Below are 21,396 nucleotides of genomic sequence, written 5' to 3'. Positions count from 1 at the left end.
ACGCTCAGGAATGTTCGTCACCAGAGCCCCCGCTGCAATACCACCGGTCTGGCGGGGCGCGCGGCGCAGGAGCGCCGCCATTTGCCCGCCCAGCCGCCACCCGCTCTCTCCTTGGCCGCCCGGTAGGGCCACCAGATCCGCCCCCTATGCCGCGAGCCGCTTGAGCAGCGCGCCCAGGCTGTCCGGCCGGCCGAACAGATAGCCCTGGGCCAGGCCGCATCCGTTCTGCCGCAACCACTGCGCCTGTGCCTCGGTCTCCACGCCCTCGGCCAGCACCACCATATTCATGCGGGCCCCCAGGCGCACCATCATTTCAGTAATACTATTGTCCTCTTCCGCATCATCCAAGCGGGCCACAAAGCTACGATCAATTTTTAGCTTTGTCGGCCGCAACGATCGAAGCAATGTCAGAGACGAATACCCCGTTCCGAAATCGTCTATGGCCAACGGAAAGCCGGATGCAGTGAGCTGGTCGAGAATTCCACGCGCGAACTTCTGCTCCTGGACGGCGATGGACTCCGTAATCTCCAGTTCAATGGTGGGAGGCGCCACCCCGAACTCACTGCAGCTGGTTGCAACTTCGGCCGCGAAGACCTCGCGATCGAGCTGGCGCGGCGACACATTGACGGCCAACACGAGATCGAAGCCTTCGGCCATCAGCCGCGCCTGCGCCTCGCAGGCCTTACGCAAAATGCGCTGCCCCAGCGGCACGATGAGTCCATTGGCTTCCGCCAGGGGAATGAACTGCCCCGGTGGAATGACCGTGCCATCGGGCTGGGTCCAGCGCGCCAGCACCTCGGCGCCCACAATCCGCCCCGTGCTGAGGTCCACCTGGGGCTGGAACACCACCGAGATCTCGTCCCGCTGCAGGGCCCTGTAGAGGTCGCGGGAGCGGGAGAAGCGGCGCTGCACCTCCTCATCGAGATCCGGCTCGTAGCTCAGCGTCCGCTCGCCGCCGAGCAGGGTCGCGCGCTTCAGCAGGAGCAGGCCGGTGGCCAGCGCGTTCTGCGCCGAACCGTGCACCTGATCGAGATCAAGGCGCGCGGAATCCACCCCGATGAAGGGCGCGTCATCCACCGCCGCCCCCATCTCGACACCGCTGAGCAATTCGGGACGGATGGCATCCGCGGGCCCGAGCACCGCAAAAGTATCCTCGTAAAGGCGCGCCAGCATGCAGGGCGCCGGAAACAGGTCGGCGAGCCGCGCCGCCACGTTCTTCAGCATCAGATTGCCCTGCTCGACACCCAGCGCCACGCAGCTCTGCGCATACTGGTCCAGCTCCAGGAGCAGCAGCACACGGTTGCGCGGCACCGGCAGATCCAGCGCCGCCTCCAACGCCCGACGCAGGGCATTGCCGTTGGGGATGTTCAGCAGTTGATCCTGATAGGCAAGATGATCCAGGCGGCTGGCCAGGGCGACGTTGACCAGACCGGTGTTGATGTTGGAGGTGAAGACGCCGAGCAGCTCCGGCTCGGTGTCGTCCAACGGCCGGCCGGTCGCCAGATAGGCGGCGGCGTGATCGTGCTCCAGCTCGGTGCCCGCCAGGAAGATCACCTGGCTGTCGTCGCACGCCAGGGATTGGCGGGACGACAGCGCCTCGTGGAGCAGCCCACGGATCCCGTCATCCTCCAACGCCTCCAACGGCTGGCCGACCGCCTCCTGGAACCGCCCGGCGGAACCGATGATGCGCGCGACACCCGGCTCGCCACTGTCGCCACGCACGCAGACGATCCCATCCGCCTGCACCCCGAACAGGGTGGCGAGCTGCAGGATCATGCGGCAGGCGAAATCCTGGAAGCCCGTAGCCCGGGCTAGCGAGTTGCTGGCTTCAACGATGCCCTGCAAGCCGCGGCGGGCGCGGTTGAGCGCGCGGATCTGCTCCCAGGTGCGCAGATTGCTCACCAGGATGGAATGGAGCCGCGCGTTGCTGAGATCCGTCTTCAGCCAATAATCAGAAATGTCGAACTGTTCGAGGGACATCTGCATGGGCGCCATGCCCGGCTGGCCGGTCAGCAGAATGATGCGGATCTCCGCATTGCCCATGACCTCCCGAATGGTCCGCACGAGCCGCAGGCCGGCGTCGTCGGTTTCCATCACCACATCAAGCAGCACCAGGGCGATGTCGCTGCGCTCGGACAGAACCTTGGCCGCCTGCCCGGCCGAATTGGCCGACAGAAAAACCACCTCCGCGTCGCGGTAGCGAAACCGCGTCAAGGACTGACGTAGCGAGCGTTGAAACAGCTCGTCGTCGTCGACGCTCAGGATCACGAAGGAGGGTTTCACGTGACAGCTGAGACAGGGGTCGACGCGAGCCTCCTCCGAGAATTCGAAAAAGTCGTCCTCCTGATCTCGAACGCCAGTTCGGACGACGTCACCCGTATGCATGCTCGACCTCCCTCGTACGACGAAAGGCCCCCGCTGCGACAAAATGACTATTTTCTACAACCTAAAGCGCAATTTCGGCTTGAATCAACCGATTTCTTTTGCGAGCGCTTCCGGCGGCACAGCCCTGCGTGGGGATCTACTTTAGTCTATACCCTACGGGATACCTCCGTCGAGTCCATCGCGGCAATCAAGCCTTCAAAGCTGGCGAGAGAGTGCACCGGTCGAAAATCGTCCACATGGGGTCGCATGGCGGCGATGCCCTGCGCCTTCGGCGCGAAGCCCTCGTATCGCAACAGCGGGTTGAGCCACACCAACCGTCGGCAATTGCGCTGCAAGCACGCCATTTCCTCGGACAGGCAGCCGTCGGGTTCGCGCTCCAATCCGTCGCTGAACAGAAGAACCACGGGCCCCTGCGCCATGAGCCGCCGCGACCAGCGGCGATTGAACTGGTGGAGATTGGCGCTGATGCGCGTGCCCCCCGCCCAGTCGGACGCCGCCCGCGCCACCGCCGCCAGGGCGGCTTCCGGGTCCCGCCGGGCGAGCGCCCGCGTCACCGGGGTCAGCCGGGTGCCAAACAGGAAGGTCGCCACCGGCCTGCGTTCACCCAGCGCGTGGAGGAAATGCAGGATGGGTTGCGAATAATCGGCCATGGAGCCGGAGATATCCACCAGCGCCACCACCGGCACCGGCTTCACCCGCGGCCGCAGCCACCGCAGCGGCAGAACGGCGCCGCCCGTTGCCGGCGCCTGGCGTAGCATGGCCCGCAGATCGAGCCGCCGGCCCCGCGCCGCCGGCACGAGGCGACGGCTCGGCACCGTCTCCACCGGCAGCCGCAAGGCGGCGATGCGGCGGCGGGCCTCGGCCATCTCCTGCGCGCTCATGGCGGCGAAATCCTTGGTGCGCAATACGTCCTCGCTAGAGGCGAGGCGCCGCGCCTCGATCTCCAGCCGCTCTTCCCGAGGCGGTGCCGTGGGCGCACCTCCCTGAAGCAGCGCCTCCTCCACCCGCCGCAGAATGGTCTCCCGCCGCCCGCCCGAAAGCGGCACCGCCGCCGGCGACAGCAGTGCCATGAGCTTGTCCTCTCGTCCCCGCCGGCGCCAGAACAGGCGGAAGGCCTGGTCGAACACCGGCATATCCTCATGGCGCGAGACGAACAGCGCGTGCAGGGTCCAGTAGAAATCCGCCCGGTCGCCGATGCCACCGGCGGCCACCGCCTCCACCGCATCCACCACCCGGCCCGGCCCCACCTTGAGGCCGGCGGCGCGCAGGGCGCGGCCGAAATAGGCGATATTGTCGGCGAGCCGCCCGGCTGCCGCAGCCGCAGGCTCCATGGCTACTGCGTCTCCATGGTTATTCCGCCGCCCGCACGGCGCGGCGCGCCTCTTCGATCAGCCGCTCGATGCGCCCCGCGTCGGTCTTGGCGATGTCGTCCTGATATTTGAGCAGCACGCCCAGCGTATCGCCCACCTGACCGGGATCGAGGGCGACGGCGTCGAGCTCCACCAGTGCCGAGGCCCAGTCGAGGGTTTCCGCCACCCCCGGCACCTTGAACAGATCGTCTTTCCGCAGCGCCTGGATGAACGCCACCACCTCCCGCGACAAGGTGGCCCCGACACCCGGCAGGCGGGAACGCAGAATGGCGAGTTCCCGCTCGGCGTCGGGATAATCCACCCAGTGATAGAGGCAGCGCCGCTTCAGGGCATCGTGGATCTCGCGGGTGCGGTTGGAGGTGAGGAGGATGATGGGCGGTGCCGGCGCCTTCACCGTGCCGATCTCCGGAATGGTCACCTGGAAATCGGCCAGCACCTCCAGCAGGAAGGCCTCGAACGCCGCATCGGTGCGGTCGAGCTCGTCCACCAGCAGCACCGGCGGGCCTTCGGGATGCGGCTCCAGGGCCTCCAGCAGCGGCCGGCGCAGCAGATAGCGCTCGGAAAACACATCCGCCGCCATGGCGCCCTTGTCGCTTTCACCCGCCGCCTCAGCGAGGCGGATGGCGATCATCTGCGCCGCATAATTCCATTCATAGACGGCGGCGGACTGGTCGAGCCCCTCATAGCACTGCAGGCGGATCAGCCGGCGCCCCAGCGCCGTGGCCAGGGTCTTCGCCACCTCAGTCTTGCCGACGCCCGCCTCTCCTTCCAGCAGCAGCGGCCGGCCCATGCGCAAGGCGAGGAACAGCACGGTGGCGAGCGGCCGGTCGGCCACATAGCCGGCGCCGCGCAGCAGGCCGATGGTGGCGTCGATGGAGGCGGGAGCGGTTGCTGTCATGACATCAACTTAACCAGAGGCCGGAAGGAACTCGGCGCGACTAGAGGCAAACGGAGGCGTCCCCCTTCGCCGGCCTCCGCGAACGCGGCCTCAGCGGGCCGCCTTCTCCACCGCGCGCTGGGCCATCACCTTCACCAATTGGGCGCGATAGGCGGCGCTGCCGTGCAGATCGCTCATCAGTTCGTCCGGATCGGGAGTAAGAGTGTCGAGGACCTGAGGACTGAAATCGGAGGTGAGCGCCTCCCCCGCCTCGGTCCAGAGGAACACACCCGACTGGCCGGCCCCGGTGACCGCCACCCGCACCTCGGCGGCGGTCTTGGCGACGAACACCCCGGCCATGGCATAGCGCGAGGCGGGGTTGCGGAACTTCATGTAGGCGGCACACTCTACCTGCGGGAAATCCACCCGGGTGATGATCTCGCCCTCCTCCAGCGCGGTCTCGAACAGGCCCCGGAAATAGTCGCCGGCGGGGATCTCGCGCCGGTCGGTCACCACGATCGCATTGAGGGCCAGCACCGCGGCCGGATAATCGGCGGTGGGATCGTCATTGGCGAGGGAACCGCCAAGGGTCCCGCGATTGCGCACCGCCACGTCGCCAATGCCGCCGGCCAGGTCCGCCAGCGCCGGGATGACCTCACGCACAACCGGGGATGACGCAACCTCCACATGGCGGGTCATGGCGCCGATGGCGAGGCCTTCGGCGGTGCGGGTGATGCCGACGAGGCCAGGAATGCGCGAGAGATCGACCAGCGCGCTCGGCTGGGCGAGCCGCTGCTTCAGGGTGGGGAGCAGGGTCTGCCCGCCGGCGAGCAGCTTGGCCTCGCCATCGGCGGCGAGCGCACCCACCGCGTCGGACAGCGCCTCGGGGCGCTGATAGGTGAAGGCGAACATGGGCTCCTCCTATTCCGCGGCGGCGCGCGCGGCGCGAGCCTGGATGATCTCCCACACCCGCGCCGGAGTGGCCGGCATGGGCACCTCCTCGGTGCCAAGGGCCTGGGTGAGGGCGTTGATGACGGCAGCCGGGGCGGCGATGGCGCCGGCCTCGCCGCAGCCCTTGATGCCGAGCGGATTGGACGGGCAGCGGGTCTGCGTCATCCCCACCTGGAACGCCGGCAGGTCGCCGGCCCGGGGCATGGTGTAGTCCATGTAGGAGCCGGTCACGAGCTGGCCGTCGGCGTCATAGACCACCCCTTCCAGCAGCGCCTGCCCCACCCCCTGGGCGATGCCGCCATGGACCTGGCCTTCGACGATCATGGGATTGATGACCACCCCGAAATCGTCCACCGCCGTGAAGTTCACGATGGTGGTGACGCCGGTCAGCGGGTCCACCTCCAACTCGCAGACATGGCAGCCGGCGGGGAAGGTGAAATTGGTGGGGTCGTAGAACGCCCCCTCCTTCAGCCCCGGCTCGATCTCCGAGGTGGGGAATTTGTGCGCCACATAGGCGTTGAGGGCCACCTCGGCGAACGCCAGCGACCGGTCGGTGCCGGCCACGGTGAAGCGGCCGTCCTTGAACTCGATGTCCCCTTCGGAGGCTTCCAGCATGTAGGCAGCGATCTTCTTCGCCTTGGCCTCCACCTTGTCGAGGGCCCGGGAGATGGCCGACATGCCGACCGCGCCGGAGCGCGAGCCGTAGGTGCCCATGCCGAACTGCACCTTGTCGGTGTCGCCATGCACCACGCTCACCTGCTCGATCGGAATGCCGAGCCGGGCGGACACCAGCTGGGCGAAAGTGGTCTCATGGCCCTGGCCATGGCTGTGGGAGCCGGTGAGCACCTCCACATTGCCGGTGGGGTTCACCCGCACCTCGGCGCTCTCCCACAGCCCCACCCCAGCCCCGAGGGAGCCGACCGCCGCCGAGGGGGCGATGCCGCAGGCCTCGATATAATTGGACAGGCCGATGCCCCGGAGCTTTCCGCGACGCGCCGCCTCCGCCTGGCGGGCGGGAAAGCCGGCGTAATCCGAGAGCTCCAGCGCCTTGTCGAGGGCGGCTCCATAGTCACCGGCGTCATAATTCATGATCACCGGGGTCTGGTGGGGAAAGGCGGTGATGAAGTTGCGACGTCGGAATTGGGCGGAATCCTGCCCCAGCTCCCGCGCCGCCTTCTCGACGATGCGCTCCACCAGGAAGGTGGCCTCCGGCCGGCCGGCGCCGCGATAGGCATCCACCGGCGCGGTGGTGGTGTAGAGCGCATCCACCTCGCAATAGATGGCCGGGATGTCGTATTGGCCCGAGAGCAGGGTTGCGTAGAGATAGGTGGGAATGGACGAGGCGAAGGTGGAGAGATAGGCGCCCATATTGGCGCGGGTGTGCACCCTGAGGCCGAGGATCTTGCCCTCGGCATCGAGCGCCAGCTCGGCATGGGTGCGGTGGTCGCGGCCATGGGCATCGGAGAGGAAGGCCTCCGAGCGGTCGGAGGTCCATTTCACCGGCCGCCCCACCCGCCGCGACGCCCAGGCGCAGACCGTCTCTTCCGCATAGATGAAGATCTTGGAGCCGAAGCCGCCGCCCACATCTGGGGCGATGACCCGGAGCTTATGCTCGGGGGCGATGCCGACGAAGGCGGAGAGCACCAGCCGCGCCACATGGGGGTTCTGGCTGGTGGTCCACAGGGTATAGGCCTCGTCACCGCTGTCATAGTCGCCGATGGCGGCGCGCGGCTCCATGGGGTTGGGCGCGAGGCGGTTGTTGACGAGGTCGATGGTGGTCACATGGGCGGCACGGGCAAAGGCGGCCTCGGTGGCGGCCTTGTCGCCCAGCTCCCACTCGAACGCCGTATTGGCCGGCGCGCAGTCGTGGATCTGCGCGCCCTCCCGGGCATGGGCGAGATCGGCCACCGCGGGCAGTTCCTCATAATCCACCGCGATGGCAGCGGCGGCGTCCTTGGCGGCGTTGAGGCTTTCGGCGATCACCACCGCCACGTGGTCGCCCACATAGCGCACCTTGTCCTTCGCCAGGGCCGGATGGGACCCCATCTTCATGGGGCTGCCGTCCTTGGAATGGATCATCCAGCCGCAAATGAGATCGCCGATGCCATCGGCGGCAAGATCAGCGCCGGTGAGGATGTCCACCACCCCCGGCATGGCCTTGGCCGCGGCGATGTCGAGCCCGCGAATGGCGGCATGGGCGAAGGGTGAGCGCAGGAAATAGGCGTAGGCCTGGCCGGGGCGGTCGAGATCGTCGGTGTAACGGCCCTTGCCGGTGATGAAGCGGTGGTCTTCCTTGCGGCGCACCGCAGCGCCGATGGGCGTGATGGTGGCGGTGCTCATGGCATCCTCCCGAGGCGCCCGGCCCGGACGGCTGGCGCGGCAAAGCTGAGGTCTTAGGGGGCCACGCGACACAGCGCGCCGGCCCGCTGGAACGCGCGCGGCTATTCGGCGGCGAGATCGCGCGGGGCGCCCATGGCCTGCGCACCGGCGGTGATGGCCCTGACGATGTTGTGGTAGCCGGTGCAGCGGCACAAATTGCCGTCGAGATTGTCGCGGATGGTCGGCTCGTCGAGGCCGGGGCCGAAGCGCGCCACCAGATCCACCGCGCTCATGATCATGCCCGGGGTGCAGAAGCCGCACTGCAGGCCGTGATGCTCGCGGAAGGCCTCTTGCATGGGATGCAGGGTGGTACCGGTGGCGAGGCCCTCGATGGTGGTCACCGCGCGGCCGTCCGCCTGCACCGCGAGGGTGGTGCAGGATTTCACCGCCTCGCCATCGAGATGCACCACGCAGGCGCCGCACTGGCTGGTGTCGCAGCCCACATGGGTGCCGGTGAGATCGAGCGCCTCGCGCAGGAACTGGACCAAGAGGGTGCGCGGCTCCACCACGGCGGAAACGGCGCGTCCGTTCACCGTGAGCGAGATGGCGATGGTGGCAGAAGCATTGTGACGGGCCTGGGCAGAATCCTGGGTCTGCACAGAAACGTGCGCCTGGGTCATTCCTCACCTCCGCGGGGTCGAAGCCCCTTTTGCGGCACGGAGTTGGTCTCCGCGTCCGCCTCCGGCGTGTCGCCGGACTGAAGTGAACCCAGTGTGCGGCCGCAGGCGGCGCGCGGTCAAGCGGCGCCTGCGGCCAGGATCGGGACGGCGTTCAAACCACCTTGCGGTCGTCGTCCGGCGGTTCGTCGGCCATGAGCGACGGCTCGGCGGCCTCTTCGGTGGCGATGGCCTCCAGCATGTCCCCCTTGGCCGCCCGGCGGCCGGCGATGACGCCCACCACCACCAGTTGGAAGAAGTGGTAGATCATGATGGGGGTGATGATGAGAGAAAGCTGCGGCGAGGTGCCGAACATCACCTTGGCGATGGGCAGGCCGGTGGCCAGAGATTTCTTGGAGCCGCAGAACAGCACCGCCGTGGTGTCGGGATGGTTGAAGCCCACCAGCCGGCAGAACACGTCCAGGAGCGCATAGACCACGAAGAACAGCGCGGCCGCGCCGACGATGATCTCGATGATGATGGCCGGGCTCTGGCCGCTCCACACGCCGGCGACGACGCTGTCGCAGAAGGCGTTGTAGACGATGGCGAGAATGACCGCCCGGTCCGCCACCTTCACGATCACCTTGTGCTTTTCCACGAAGGAGAGCAGCAGCGGCCGCACCAATTGGCCGGCCACCAGCGGCAGAATGACGATGATGACCAGCTTCAGGATCACGTCGCCCAGCGCCATGGAGCCGCCGGTGGCGTGGAGATACCAGGCCATCAGCAGCGGCGTCACGAACACGCCGATGAGGCTGGAGATGGAGGCGTTGAAGATGGCCACCGCCACATTGCCCTTGGCAAGCGAGGTCATCGCCACCGAGGACGAGACGGTGGAGGGCAGCGCCGCCAGGAAAAAGAAGCCGATGCCCACCTCTTCCGGCATCAGCCGCGAGATGAGCGGCATGGCCAGCACCACCACCAGCGGAAACAGCGCGAAGGTGGCGAGCTGCACGACGATGTGGAGCTTCCAGCGGGTGGCGCTCTCCAGCAGCCGGCGTGTGGCCAGCGAGATGCCGTAGAGGAAGAAAATGAGGCCGATACCCCAGGTGGCGGCGCTGTCGGCATGCAGCACGCCGCCGGTCGTCCCCGGCTCCGGCCAGAGCAGGGCGAGAACAACGACAGCGACAAGGGCGGGCAGGAACGGATCGATTTTCAGGCGCTTGAACATGGTCCCGGGGCAGCAGGCGTGAATGTCATGGACCCTGGACCGTTTCGCCACCTACGGCCACAGCGAAGTTCTGGAAGAACGTGTCGGCCATTTTTTTCGCTGCCCCGGCCACCAGACGCTGTCCGAGCTGAGCCAGCTTTCCACCGATCTGTGCTTCGGCGGTATAGTCCAACTTGGTCCCTGAATCCGTCTCGGTCAACCGCACCTGGGCGCCGCCCTTGGCGAATCCGGCAACGCCGCCCTCCCCTTCCCCAGAAATCCGGTAGCTTTCAGGCGGCATCAGATCGCTCAATATGACCGTGCCTTTGAACTTGGCCTTCACCGGCCCGATCTTGGCCACCACCAGGGCTTTCAATTCGCTGCCGGACACCTGCTCCAGTTCCTCACAGCCGGGAATGCAGGCTTTCAGCGTGTCGATGCTGTTCAACGCCGCCCACACTGCCGCGCGGGGGGCCGGAATCTCGACGCTCCCATTCATTTCCAGGGCCATGGCGCTCCTCCATCCGCGTCTTGAGACGCTGTCATGGCAGCATGGTGCGCGCTCACGTGCGGGGCGTGAAGATGTTCGTGCGCTGTTCGCACGAGAATTGTCACTCCGGCCGGGCCGGGTTATGAGTCGATAAAAGAGCTTCGCCCAAACATCGTGCAGGATGAATTTGTAGGCGCAGCCACCAGACAAGAGGGGTCCAGCGGCGGATGGATATCTTCCTCCAGCAGCTCATCAACGGATTGACCCTTGGGTCGATCTACGGCCTGATCGCCATTGGTTACACCATGGTGTTCGGCATCATCGGCATGGTGAATTTCGCGCACGGCGACGTATTCATGGTGAGCGCCTTCATCGGCCTCATCTGCGTGCTGCTGCTCACCACCGTGGTCGGCATCAGCTCCATCTTCCTGGTGCTCGCCATCACGCTGGTGGTGGCCATGCTGTTCACCGGCCTCACCAGCTGGGCCATCGAGCGGGTGGCCTACCGCCCCCTGCGGGGCTCGTTCCGCCTGGCGCCGATGATCTCGGCCATCGGCATGTCCATCTTCCTGTCCAACTTCGTGCAGGTGGCCCAGGGCCCGCGCAACAAGCCGCTGCCGCCGCTGGTGCCGGACGTGATCGTGCTGATGGAGCGCAACGGCTATCAGGTCACCCTCGCCTACAAGCAGATCATCATCATGGCGGTCACCGCCGGCCTGCTGTTCGGCTTCTGGTGGCTGGTGCAGAAAACGCCTCTGGGGCGGGCCCAGCGCGCCTGTGAGCAGGACCGCAAGATGGCGGCGCTGCTCGGCATCAATGTCGACCGCACCATCTCCCTCACCTTCGTCATCGGTGCCGCGCTCGCCGCCGTCGCCGGGGTGATGTACCTGATGTATTATGGGGTGGTGAACTTCGCCGATGGCTTCGTGCCGGGGGTGAAGGCCTTCACCGCGGCGGTGCTGGGCGGCATCGGCTCGCTGCCCGGGGCCGTGCTCGGCGGCCTTCTCATCGGCCTCATCGAGACTTTTTGGTCCGCCTACTTCTCCATTGAATACAAGGATGTAGCGGCCTTTTCCATCCTTGTGGTGGTGCTCATCTTCATGCCCCAGGGCCTGCTGGGCCGGCCGGAAGTGGAGAAGGTGTGATGGCGGCGCCGCACGCCTCCGACCTCTGGGAAGATGACGATAAGGCGCCGCAAGTGACAATCCACCCGGTGGCCCCCACGCCCCGGGAGGCGGCGCTGCTGCCGGCGCTGAAGGACGCGGTGGCCAGTGGCATCATCACCGGGCTCCTGCTGTTGCCCCTGGTGGGCTTCCGCGCCACCGAAAGCGGCTCCGGGCCACTCACCCTCACCTATCGCTTCGGCCTGGTGGCCGTGCTGGCGGCGGTGGTGGCGGGGCTCCGGCTGGTGCTGAACCTCACCGTGTGGCATCCGGACCGCCGGCGCGCGGGCAAATCCAGTTCGCCGCTCGCCATCCGGCTGCGTGCGGGCGTGGCGCCATTGCTCAAGCCCGCCTTCTTCGCCCTCGCCCTCGCCTATCCCTTCCTCGCCATCCTGCTGTCCGGCGGCCTTTCCCCCAGCCGCTATTGGGTGGATCTCGGCATCTACATCCTCACCTATGTGATGCTCGGCTGGGGCCTCAACATCGTGGTGGGCCTCGCCGGCCTTCTCGACCTCGGCTACGTGGCGTTCTACGCAGTGGGCGCCTACACCTTCGCACTGCTCTCCACCTCAGTGCCGCTCAACGCCTTCTTCGATGCCCATGTGGCGGAAGGCTTCTGGGCCTCCTGGTCGTTCTGGGTGTGCCTGCCGGTGGCGGGCATCCTTGCCGGCCTGTGGGGGGTCATCCTGGGCTTTCCGGTGCTGCGGCTGCGCGGCGATTATCTCGCTATCGTCACTTTGGCTTTCGGCGAGATCATCCGTCTGGTGCTCATCAACTGGGTGTCGCTCACCAATGGCGGCGCCGGGATTTCCTCAATCCCGCCCGTGACCTTCTTCGGCATGTCGTTCGACCGGGACGACACCGGCTTTGCCGCGGTGTTCGGGCTGTCCTTCAGCCCCATGCACCGGATGATCTTCCTCTATTTCATCATCCTGGGCCTCGCCGCGCTCACGGCGCTGGCCACCATCCGGCTGCGGCAGATGCCGGTGGGTCGGGCCTGGGAGGCGCTGCGCGAGGACGAGATCGCCTGTCGCTCGCTTGGCATCAACACCACCTTGACCAAGCTCACCGCCTTCGCCACCGGCGCCATGTTCGGCGGCTTCGCCGGCGCCTTCTTCGCGGTGCGGGTGCGATTCGTCTCGCCGGAGAGCTTCACCTTCATGGAATCGGCGGTGATCCTCGCCATCGTGGTGCTGGGTGGCATGGGCTCGCAGATGGGGGTGGCCGCGGCGGCGGTGCTGCTCATCGGCGGCATGGAGATGCTGCGCAACCTCACCTTCCTGAAATCGGACTTCCTGTTCGGCTCGGATTTCGACCCCGCCCTCTACCGCATGCTGATCTTCGGCTTTGCCATGGTGGCGGTGATGGTGTGGCGCCCGCGGGGCCTCGTCGCGACCCGCATGCCGACCATTTTCTTCAAGACGCGCAAGGCGGTGTCCGGATCTCTGGTGAAGGAGGGGCACGGCTGATGAATGCGCTCGCCCCCCATTGGGATCGCGACCCAATCCTCAAGGTCGACCACCTGTCCATGCGCTTCGGCGGCCTTGTCGCCGTGGGCGACGTCACCTTCCGCGCCGGCCGCGGCGAGGTCACCGCCGTCATCGGCCCCAACGGCGCCGGCAAGACCACGGTATTCAACTGCATCACCGGCTTCTACAAGCCCTCCACCGGGCGCCTCGCTTTGATGCACGGGGGGCCGGCAAGCGACGATGAGCTCGATGCCCTCACCACCGGCGGCCTGGCCTGGAGCCGCACCGTCAACGGCGCCACCTACCTGCTGGAGCGCCTGCCGGACCACAAGGTCTCCGCCCGCGCCAAAGTGGCCCGCACCTTCCAGAACATCCGCCTGTTCTCGGGCATGACGGTGCTGGAAAACCTGCTGGTGGCGCAGCACATGTCGCTGACCCAGGCCGGGCTTCTCAACCCCGCGGCGCTGTTCAACCTGCCGTCCTGGCGGCGGCAGCAGAAGGAGGCGGTGGAGCACGCCCTTTACTGGCTGGAGCGCATCCATCTCACCGCCCGCGCCGATGATCCCGCTGGCGACCTGCCCTATGGCGACCAGCGGCGCCTGGAGATCGCCCGCGCCATGTGCACGCGGCCGGCACTGTTGTGCCTCGACGAGCCGGCGGCCGGCCTCAACCCGCGCGAATCCGCCGAGCTCAATGCCCTGCTGCTTGGCATCCGCAAGGACCACCAGACCTCGATCCTGCTCATCGAGCACGACATGAGCGTGGTGATGGAGATTTCCGACCACGTGGTGGTCCTCGAATATGGCCGCAAGATCGCCGACGGCACGCCAGAGGCGGTGCGCAACGATCCCAAGGTCATCGCCTCTTATCTCGGGGTGGAGGACGAAGCCGAGGCCGAAGCCGAAATGGGAGCCCCCGCATGAGCGCGCCGCTGCTGGCCGTGCGGGGGGTCGAGACCTTCTACGGCAACATCATGGCCCTGAAGGGCGTCGACATGGACGTCAACGAGGGGGAAATCGTCACCCTCATCGGCGCCAATGGCGCCGGCAAGTCCACGCTGATGATGACCATCTGCGGCGCGCCCCAGGCGCGGGCGGGCGCGGTCACCTTCGCGGGGAAGGACATCACTCGCCTGCCCACCCACGAGATCATGCGGCTCAAGATCGCCCAGTCGCCGGAAGGCCGGCGGATCTTCCCGCGCATGACCGTCTACGAGAATCTGCAGATGGGCGCCGCGGTGGAAGGCGGCACCCATTTCGAGGCGGATCTCGAACGCATGTTCGAGATGTTTCCCCGCCTCAAGGAGCGCATCGGCCAGCGCGGCGGCACCCTCTCCGGTGGCGAGCAGCAGATGCTGGCCATCGCCCGCGCCCTCATGAGCCGGCCGCGCCTGCTGCTTCTGGACGAGCCCTCCCTCGGCCTCGCGCCACTGGTGGTGCGGCAGATCTTCGAGGCCATCCGAACCCTCAACCAGACCGAGGGGCTGACCGTGTTCCTGGTGGAGCAGAACGCCTATCATGCGCTGAAGCTCGCCCATCGCGGCTATGTGATGGTCAACGGGCGCATCACCCTGTCCGGCACCGGCACCGAGCTTCTGGCCCGGCCAGAGGTGCGGGCCGCCTATCTTGAGGGAGGCCGCTGACATGACCCATGATCCGGGCCGCCCGTCCTCGCCGCTGCTGATCGGTCCCCTGGCGCTGCTGGTGGTGCTGGCGCTGGCCGTCGCGGTGGCGCCTGCCGTGCTGATGGGCCCCTCGCTGGGCGACTTCCTGCTGGTTTCGCTGATCCTCGGGGGAGGCGCCGCCTGGCTGACCGGCAAGGCGGTGGCCCGGGGCTGGGGCTCGCTGCTCCACCTGCTGGTCTATTGCGTCCTGCTGGCTGCCGCGGTGCGCTTCGCGCATTTCGCGCTGTTCGAAGACGCGCTGTTCGAACCTTTGACCTCCCTGGTGGAGGTGCTGTTCCTGATCGCGATCGCGACGCTCGGCTTCCGGGCGGTGCGCAAGCAGCAGATGAGTGTTCAATATGGGTGGATGTTCGCACCCTCCGGCTTTCTGAGCTGGCGTCGCCAGGCGGGCGGCAGCGCGCCCGAGGTCGCCGGTTGAAGTTCTGGGGTCCAGGACCGCGGCACAACGGGTGCCCGGCCCAGCAGCATCGGATCGCGGGTCGATCCGCTATACGAGGGGAGAGATCAGATGAGGAAGCTCTTGTTGGCGTCGCTGGCGCTGGGCGCCGGCCTCGCCCTGGCGGGACAGGCCAGCGCCCAGGTGAAAATCGGCGTCGGCGGTCCCATGACCGGGTCGAACGCCGCCTTCGGCGCCCAGCTGAAGACCGGCGCCGAGCAGGCGGTGGAGGACATCAACGCCTCCGGCGGTATTCTCGGCAAGAAGATCGAACTCCTGGTCGGTGACGATGCCGGCAAGCCGGAGCAGGGCAAGTCCGCCGCCAACAAATTCATCTCCGACGGCGCGACCTTCGTGATCGGTCACTTCAACTCGGGCGTCTCCATCCCGACCTCGACCGATTACGAGGAAGCCGGCGTGCTGCAGATCAGCCCGGCGTCCACCAACCCGACCTTCACCGAGCGCAAGATGTGGAACACGTTCCGCACCTGCGGCCGCGACGACCAGCAGGGCTCGGTGGCCGGCGACTACATCGTGAAGAACTTCAAGGGCAAGAAGGTCGCCATCGTCCACGACAAGACCCCGTACGGCAAGGGTCTCGCGGACGAGACCCAGAAGGCCATGAACAAGGGCGGCATGAAGGAAGTGCTCTACGAGGGCATCAACCCCGGTGAGAAGGACTATTCGGCCCTCGTCTCCAAGCTGAAGGCCAATGGCGTCGATCTCATCTATTTCGGCGGCCTGCATCCGGAAGCCGGCCTCATCGTGCGGCAGATGCGCGACCAGGGCATGAAGACCGTGCTCTTCTCCGGCGATGGCATCACCGACAAGGAGTTCTGGACCATCGCCGGCCCCGGCGCCGAAGGCACGCTGATGACCTTCGGCCCCGATCCGCGCAACAACCCGGCCGCCAAGGACATCGTCGCCGCCTTCAAGGCCAAGGGCGTCGATCCGGAAGGCTATGTGCTCTATTCCTACGCGGCCGCCCAGGTGATCAAGCAGGCGGCGGAAGCGGCCAAGTCCCTCGACCCCAAGAAGGTGGCGGACAAGATCCACTCCGGCATGACCTTCGAGACCGTGCTCGGCCCGCTCGCCTTCGACAAGAAGGGCGACATCACCAAGCTCGACTACGTGGTCTATGAGTGGAAGGACGGCAGCTACAAGCAGCTGTGACCAGCCCGGGCGTAGCGCCTGGTCCCATCAGGAAGCCCGCGCTCCGGCGCGGGCTTTTTGTTTACTCAGCCGAGCGTGGAGAGCACCGGGAAGGTCTCGATCAGCCAGTAGCTGGCATGAGCGATCCAGCCGGACATGAAGGCGATGCCGGTGAGCACCAGCAGCGCGCCCATCACCTTCTCCACCACCGGCAGCATCTTGCGCACATGCTTCAGGCTGGCCAGGAACGGCCGCACCGCCATGGCCGCCAGCAGGAACGGCACGCCGAGGCCGAGGGAATAAGTGGCGAGCAGCAGAGCGCCCTTGGAGACGGTCGCCTCGGAACCGGCCACGGCAAGGATGGCTCCCAGCACCGGCCCCAGGCAGGGGGTCCAGCCGAAGGCGAAGGCGAGGCCCATGACAAAGGCCCCCCACAGGCCGGACGGCTCGTTCACGTGTGGCCGGGCGGTGCGATGCAGGAGATGGATCTTGAACACGCCCAGGAAGTTGAGGCCCATGACCAGAATGGCGAGGCCCGCCACCATGGACAGAATATCGAGATGGGCCCGCAGCAGGTCGCCGAGGGCCGAAGCCCCCGCCCCCAGCAGCACGAACACCACGGTGAAGCCGCTGACGAACAGGGCTGCGCCCACCATGGCGCGGCGGCCCACCTCCTTCACCGGCTCGTCGCCCGCCAGATCATCCAGCGTGCTGCCGCCGAGAAAGCACAGATAGGGCGGCACCAGCGGCAGCACGCATGGCGACACGAAGCTCACGAGGCCGGCCAGAAAGGCGGCGGGAAGGGTAACGTCGGTCATGGAACCCTGACGCAGGACGAAAACGACATGTGGCGCCCGTCATGGGCCGCCCGGACGGCCGCGGCAAGCCGCACATCGCCGCGCTCGCCGGCTTGTGAGCGGCGCCGGGCGCAGTTCCCGTCCCCAAGGCAGGCGGCAAAGATGGCCGCAGCCCATTCCCTCGACGCGACAAAGCACTCTAAAACAGTGCCGATGGAGGGACCCGATGCGCAACCTCATTACCGATGTCGCGGGCCTGAAGGTGGGCCATGCCGAGCATCTCGCCCATGCCACCGGCGTCACGGTGGTGGTGTGCGACGCCCCCACCGTCGCGGCCGTTGACGTGCGCGGCGGCGGTCCCGGCACGCGGGAGACCGACCTGCTGGCGCCCGTCGCCACCGTGGATGGAGTCGACGCCGTGGTGTTGTCCGGCGGCTCGGCCTTCGGCCTGGATGCGGCGGCGGGCGTCATGGGCGCCCTCGCGGCCCAGGGGCGCGGGTTCGCCGTGGGCGATGCGCGGGTGCCCATCGTTCCCGCCGCGGTGATGTTCGATCTCCTCAACGGTGGCGACAAATCCTGGGGCGAGGATCCGCCCTATCGGGCGCTGGGGCGCGCCGCGGTGGCCGCCGCCGGGCTCGACGTGCCGCTCGGCAGCGTCGGCGCCGGGCTCGGCGCCACCACCGCCACCGTCAAGGGCGGGCTCGGCTCGGCCTCGGCGGTGCTGGCCTCGGGCCATGTGGTGGGCGCCATCGTGGCGGTCAATGCAGTGGGTTCCCCGCTGTTCGGCCCCGGTCCCCACTTCCGAGCCGCGCCCTACGAGCGCGATGGCGAGTTCGGCGACCTCGGCCTGCCCGGACGCATCCCCGACGAAGCCCTGGCGCCCGCCCTCAAGGGGCACCTGCCACGTACCGCCACCACCATCGCCGTTGTCGCCTGCGATGCGATCCTCAGCAAGGCACAGACCCAGCGTCTTGCCGTCATGGCTCAGGATGGGCTCGCCCTGTCGCTGTTCCCCATCCACACCCCGCTCGACGGGGACTGCGTATTCGCCCTCGCCACCGGCCGCCGCGCCCTGGCGGAGCCGGTGGTGGACCTGACCCGTCTTGGCGCATGCGCAGCCACGGTGCTGGCGCGGGCGGTGGCGCGGGCGGTATTCACCGCCAAGGCGCTGCCGGTCCCCAATGCCCAGCCCAGCTGGCGGGACCTCTATGGTGCGCCCGCCGCCACCCTCCAGCCCTGAAAGAAAATTCATGAGCGAGACCCGTTCCGCCGTTCCGCCGAGCGCCGCTCCAGGCCCGGGTTCGACTTCCGCGCCCAAGACGCGCACCCGGCGCCGGCCGCCGGACAATCCCGGTCTCGGCGGAGCCCTGATGGTGGTCTTCTGGTGCGCCTGCGGCATCACCGCTTTGCCGCTGGCCGGGCTATTCGCTCTGGTGGCCAACACCGGCGTGTCGGGCGCCTCCTGGGCGCTGACCGAAGCCTTCGCCGGCGCGACCCTGCAGGCCCATGTGTTGCGCCTCGGCCTTTGGCCGCAGCTGGTGCTGTTCGCCTGGGGCATTAGCTTCGTGGTGCTGACGGTGATGCGCGCGCGCATCACGCTGATGGTGGCGCCGGTTGTGCTGGCGGCCTGGGTGGCGGTGAGCGCCTATTGTCAGTTCGCCATGCGCGCGGCCATGGCACCGGACGGCGCCACCCTGGCCGATTTCGCAGCGCTGACGCCCGGCATCCTGGCCCAGGTGGTGGCGACCGCCGCCCTGTTCGGCTACTTCCGCGACGGCGCCCGCCCGAAGGCCTATTACAACCGCGGCTGAGGCGCGCCGACCGGGCGGGCGGCTGCCGGCCGTCCGCCCCGCCGCTTTACAGAAAGCGACGCGCGGAAAACGGCTTGGGATCGGTGAAGGGGGTGTCCCCGGCCATCATCTGTGCCAGCAGCAGGCCGGTGACGGGCCCCAGCGTGAGCCCCCAATGACCGTGACCCACGGCCAGATGAAGGCCCGCCAGGCCCGGCGCGGGGCCGATGATGGGCTTGGAATCGGGCAGCGCAGGCCGCCGCCCCAGCCATGGCTCGCTCTCGCGCACCGCACCGAGGGGCAGCAGCTCCCGTGCCATGGGAATGTCCTGCTCCACCTGCCGCGGGGTCGGCGCCGCATCGCGCCCGGCGAACTCCACACCGGTGGTGAGGCGAATGCCATAGCGGGTGTTCTGCAAGGCATAGCCGCCGGCTACGTCGACCACCGCCCGCCCCAGCTGCAGGCCCTGTTCAGGCGCCAGATGCACGTGATAGCCGCGCTTGGAGATCAACGGCAGCTGGATGCCGAGCGGCGCCAGAAGGTCGAGGCTCCAGGGGCCGAGACACACCACCGCCTCCTCCGCGTCCACCGGCCCTTCTGCGGTTTCGGCCCGCCAGCGCGGACCAGCACGCCGCAGGCTGCGCGCATCCCCTGAAAGCAGCAGTCCCCCGCGCCGCTCGAACAGCGCCGCATAGGCCTTCACGAGGCCGCCGGGGTCGGAGCAATTATCGCAATCGTGCCAATGAATGGCATGGGTGAAGCGTGGACGCAGCGCCGGCTCCAGGGCCAGGGCGCCGGCGGTGTCGTGCACCGTGTAGGCCACCTTCAAATCATCGGCGAGCGCGCGTTCGGCGGTCGTGGCGGCGAACAGCGCCGGCGTGCGGTAGAGCTTCAGCCATCCGGTGGGGGCCAACAGATCCATGGCCCCGGCTGGCTCCGCCAGAAGGTGGTGCTCGGCGCGGGCACGGGCCAACAGGGGCCGCAGCTCCCGCGCGGTGGCGACGAGCGCTGCCGGCGCCGATTTCTGGAAATAGGCCCATAGCCAGGGCGCCAGGGCCGGCAGATCCGCGAGGTGGTAATTGCTTTCCGGCGCCTGCTTCAGCGCGTGGCGCAGCAACACCAGAGGATCGTGCGGGAAGGCCACGGGAAACAGCGCACTGCCTTCGATGCAGCCGGCGTTGCCGAACGAGGTCCCTTCCCCCGGCGGCGCGTGATCCATGAGCACCGCCGACAATCCCCGCGCCTGCAGATGCAGGGCGACGCTGACCCCGATGATTCCCGCGCCCAGGACGACCACATCGCAACGCGCCATGTTCGGTGGCTCCTCTCGCCGACACCACCGATCTTACATCATTCCCCCCAATCTTCGACCGCGCGCGCCGCCAGCGCGGCGCCCCTCACCGGCGACCCCGGCGTCGCGACCACGCCACGGCCAGGCTGACCGCCACCAGCGTCGTCGCCAACCCATACCAAGTAAGGGCATATTCCAGATGGCGGTTGGGAAAGACGAGGCGCGTCGCGCCCCCGCGCGGCCACCCCCCGGGCGCAACTGGGGCGTCCTGATCAATGATGAAGGGGGCGGCATCGATGAGCCCGCGGGCAGCGGCGATGGAACCGGGATCGCGCCGATAGAAGGCATTGCCGGCCTCGTCATTGGCCGGCACGAACCAGCTGGCGGCCTCGGGCATGCGCAGCAGCCCGACCACTTCCGCCTCACCCGCGATCTGGCCATCGGCGCGCGCATGCGGATCACGCAGAGCCAAAGGAACGAAGCCGCGATTGATGAGAAGCGGAGGACCATCGGCGCGCATCAGGGGAGTGATCACCAGATACCCGGCGCCGCGCGGCTCCGGCTCGTCCGAGCCGCGCACGGTATAGACGAGGGCTTCGCGGGCGTGATCGAACACGCCGCGCGCCCGAACGTGGCGATATTCATCCCGCTCCCGGGTCAATTGCGGCCATTCCCGTGGCGCCGGAACGGGAGCGGGTTCGGCATGGGCGCGGGCCTCCACCTGCGCCAGCAGGTCCTCCTTCCAGGCCCGCCGCTGCAATTGCCAGGTGCCGAGACCGATCAGCACGGCGAGCGCCACCCCCACCGCCAGCAGCGCCACCAGTGCGCGCCCTGTGGCCCACGGGGCGGACAGCGTGGCGAGGCGCAACGGCAGCCCCCCCGGGTGGCCCGTCCCCTCGCCCCGATCCAGCCGATCCAGCGGCAGCGACGACCGACGGCTCATGGCACGCGACGGTCGAGCTGCCCCTCGGCCGCCTTGTTGCGATACTGCAGCGCCACCATGAGCCCCTTCAGCGGGCGCAACAGGCCGAGGGTGAGCACGAGGATGGCGGGTATCCAAAGTGCCGCGTGCACCCAAAGGGGCGGCTCGAACGCCGCCTCCACCCAGAAGGCCAGCGCCACCACCACGAAACCGCCGATGAGGATGACGAACACCGCCGGCCCGTCGCCGGCATCGGCGAAACCATAGTCGAGCCCGCACACGTCGCATCGGGGCGCCAGATCCAGGAAGCCGCGGAAGAGGTGGCCCCGACCACAACGCGGGCAATGACCCATGAGCCCCGCGCCGAGCGGGGAAATGACGTCATGGGGAGAATGGCGCGCCATGGTCTAGCCTCCGCTTCGTGCCCGCGCTTC

General features: G+C 67.8%; 20 protein-coding genes. 8 read left to right on the top strand and 12 right to left on the bottom strand.

Going from position 1 to position 21,396, the window contains the following annotated elements:
* Nucleotides 1–144: 144 nt before the first annotated feature.
* From ACU4E7_RS14115 to ACU4E7_RS14080, 8 genes are all read right to left on the bottom strand, one after another.
* The gene (locus ACU4E7_RS14115) at nucleotides 145–2,283 is read right to left on the bottom strand and encodes an EAL domain-containing protein (protein WP_447019217.1); all 2,139 of its coding nucleotides are present in this window, start codon (nucleotides 2,281–2,283) and stop codon (nucleotides 145–147) included.
* A gap of 248 nt (nucleotides 2,284–2,531) precedes the next feature.
* Nucleotides 2,532–3,716 (bottom strand): vWA domain-containing protein, encoded by a 1,185-nt coding sequence (locus ACU4E7_RS14110; RefSeq protein ID WP_447019216.1) that lies wholly within the window; start codon nucleotides 3,714–3,716, stop codon nucleotides 2,532–2,534.
* 19 nt (nucleotides 3,717–3,735) lie between these two features.
* Nucleotides 3,736–4,653: an AAA family ATPase gene (locus ACU4E7_RS14105; RefSeq protein WP_447019215.1), complete on the bottom strand. Its 918-nt coding sequence runs from the start codon at nucleotides 4,651–4,653 to the stop codon at nucleotides 3,736–3,738.
* Between the two features lie 90 nt (nucleotides 4,654–4,743).
* On the bottom strand, nucleotides 4,744–5,544 hold the full coding sequence (locus ACU4E7_RS14100; RefSeq protein ID WP_238121619.1) for an FAD binding domain-containing protein: 801 nt from the start codon (nucleotides 5,542–5,544) through the stop codon (nucleotides 4,744–4,746).
* 9 nt (nucleotides 5,545–5,553) lie between these two features.
* Complete coding sequence (locus tag ACU4E7_RS14095) at nucleotides 5,554–7,923, bottom strand: xanthine dehydrogenase family protein molybdopterin-binding subunit (protein ID WP_447019214.1); 2,370 nt, start codon at nucleotides 7,921–7,923, stop codon at nucleotides 5,554–5,556.
* A 101-nt stretch (nucleotides 7,924–8,024) separates the two neighbouring features.
* On the bottom strand, nucleotides 8,025–8,582 hold the full coding sequence (locus ACU4E7_RS14090; protein ID WP_447019213.1) for a (2Fe-2S)-binding protein: 558 nt from the start codon (nucleotides 8,580–8,582) through the stop codon (nucleotides 8,025–8,027).
* A gap of 151 nt (nucleotides 8,583–8,733) precedes the next feature.
* Nucleotides 8,734–9,789, bottom strand: a complete 1,056-nt coding sequence (locus ACU4E7_RS14085) for a bile acid:sodium symporter family protein (RefSeq protein WP_447019212.1) — start codon at nucleotides 9,787–9,789, stop codon at nucleotides 8,734–8,736.
* 25 nt (nucleotides 9,790–9,814) lie between these two features.
* The gene (locus ACU4E7_RS14080; protein WP_238121615.1) at nucleotides 9,815–10,279 is read right to left on the bottom strand and encodes an SRPBCC family protein; all 465 of its coding nucleotides are present in this window, start codon (nucleotides 10,277–10,279) and stop codon (nucleotides 9,815–9,817) included.
* Between the two features lie 206 nt (nucleotides 10,280–10,485).
* Here ACU4E7_RS14080 and ACU4E7_RS14075 point away from each other — a divergent pair, with 206 nt between their 5' ends.
* The 6 genes from ACU4E7_RS14075 to ACU4E7_RS14050 all read left to right on the top strand — a co-directional run bounded on the left by ACU4E7_RS14075 (nucleotide 10,486) and on the right by ACU4E7_RS14050 (nucleotide 16,183).
* Nucleotides 10,486–11,403 carry an ABC transporter permease subunit gene (locus tag ACU4E7_RS14075; protein WP_238121614.1) on the top strand — a complete coding sequence of 306 codons (918 nt, stop codon included), beginning with the start codon at nucleotides 10,486–10,488 and terminating at the stop codon, nucleotides 11,401–11,403.
* Nucleotides 11,403–12,890 (top strand): high-affinity branched-chain amino acid ABC transporter permease LivM, encoded by a 1,488-nt coding sequence (livM, locus tag ACU4E7_RS14070; protein WP_447019211.1) that lies wholly within the window; start codon nucleotides 11,403–11,405, stop codon nucleotides 12,888–12,890. The genes ACU4E7_RS14075 and livM overlap by 1 nt, the downstream gene beginning before the upstream one ends.
* Entirely contained in the window at nucleotides 12,890–13,813 is a 924-nt protein-coding gene (locus ACU4E7_RS14065) for an ABC transporter ATP-binding protein (protein ID WP_238121612.1), read from the top strand. Before livM ends, ACU4E7_RS14065 begins: the two co-directional genes overlap by 1 nt.
* Nucleotides 13,810–14,532 carry an ABC transporter ATP-binding protein gene (locus tag ACU4E7_RS14060; RefSeq protein ID WP_238121611.1) on the top strand — a complete coding sequence of 241 codons (723 nt, stop codon included), beginning with the start codon at nucleotides 13,810–13,812 and terminating at the stop codon, nucleotides 14,530–14,532. The genes ACU4E7_RS14065 and ACU4E7_RS14060 overlap by 4 nt, the downstream gene beginning before the upstream one ends.
* Before the next feature lies 1 nt (nucleotide 14,533).
* A complete protein-coding gene (locus tag ACU4E7_RS14055; protein ID WP_447019210.1) occupies nucleotides 14,534–14,992 on the top strand; it encodes a DUF6867 family protein in 459 nt (152 codons plus the stop codon).
* A gap of 90 nt (nucleotides 14,993–15,082) precedes the next feature.
* Entirely contained in the window at nucleotides 15,083–16,183 is a 1,101-nt protein-coding gene (locus tag ACU4E7_RS14050; RefSeq protein WP_238121607.1) for a branched-chain amino acid ABC transporter substrate-binding protein, read from the top strand.
* A gap of 65 nt (nucleotides 16,184–16,248) precedes the next feature.
* Here ACU4E7_RS14050 and ACU4E7_RS14045 read toward each other — a convergent pair whose 3' ends face one another.
* On the bottom strand, nucleotides 16,249–16,980 hold the full coding sequence (locus tag ACU4E7_RS14045; RefSeq protein ID WP_238121605.1) for a cytochrome c biogenesis CcdA family protein: 732 nt from the start codon (nucleotides 16,978–16,980) through the stop codon (nucleotides 16,249–16,251).
* A 205-nt stretch (nucleotides 16,981–17,185) separates the two neighbouring features.
* Here ACU4E7_RS14045 and ACU4E7_RS14040 point away from each other — a divergent pair, with 205 nt between their 5' ends.
* Both ACU4E7_RS14040 and ACU4E7_RS14035 read left to right on the top strand, forming a co-directional pair.
* Nucleotides 17,186–18,199: a P1 family peptidase gene (locus ACU4E7_RS14040; RefSeq protein WP_447019209.1), complete on the top strand. Its 1,014-nt coding sequence runs from the start codon at nucleotides 17,186–17,188 to the stop codon at nucleotides 18,197–18,199.
* Between the two features lie 10 nt (nucleotides 18,200–18,209).
* Nucleotides 18,210–18,770, top strand: a complete 561-nt coding sequence (locus tag ACU4E7_RS14035; protein ID WP_238121603.1) for a hypothetical protein — start codon at nucleotides 18,210–18,212, stop codon at nucleotides 18,768–18,770.
* A 46-nt stretch (nucleotides 18,771–18,816) separates the two neighbouring features.
* Here the strand turns inward: ACU4E7_RS14035 and ACU4E7_RS14030 are convergent, their stop codons facing one another.
* The 3 genes from ACU4E7_RS14030 to ACU4E7_RS14020 form a co-directional block, all read right to left on the bottom strand.
* Nucleotides 18,817–20,061 carry an NAD(P)/FAD-dependent oxidoreductase gene (locus tag ACU4E7_RS14030; protein WP_447019208.1) on the bottom strand — a complete coding sequence of 415 codons (1,245 nt, stop codon included), beginning with the start codon at nucleotides 20,059–20,061 and terminating at the stop codon, nucleotides 18,817–18,819.
* Nucleotides 20,062–20,146: 85 nt separating this feature from the next.
* Entirely contained in the window at nucleotides 20,147–20,983 is an 837-nt protein-coding gene (locus ACU4E7_RS14025; RefSeq protein WP_238121601.1) for an SURF1 family protein, read from the bottom strand.
* Nucleotides 20,980–21,366 carry a DUF983 domain-containing protein gene (locus ACU4E7_RS14020; protein WP_238121600.1) on the bottom strand — a complete coding sequence of 129 codons (387 nt, stop codon included), beginning with the start codon at nucleotides 21,364–21,366 and terminating at the stop codon, nucleotides 20,980–20,982. The genes ACU4E7_RS14025 and ACU4E7_RS14020 overlap by 4 nt, the downstream gene beginning before the upstream one ends.
* Between the last annotated feature and the right edge of the window lie 30 nt (nucleotides 21,367–21,396).

The sequence above is a fragment of the Xanthobacter sp. ZOL 2024 genome (assembly GCF_052932325.1).
This window is presented reverse-complemented; position numbering and strand designations above follow the sequence as displayed.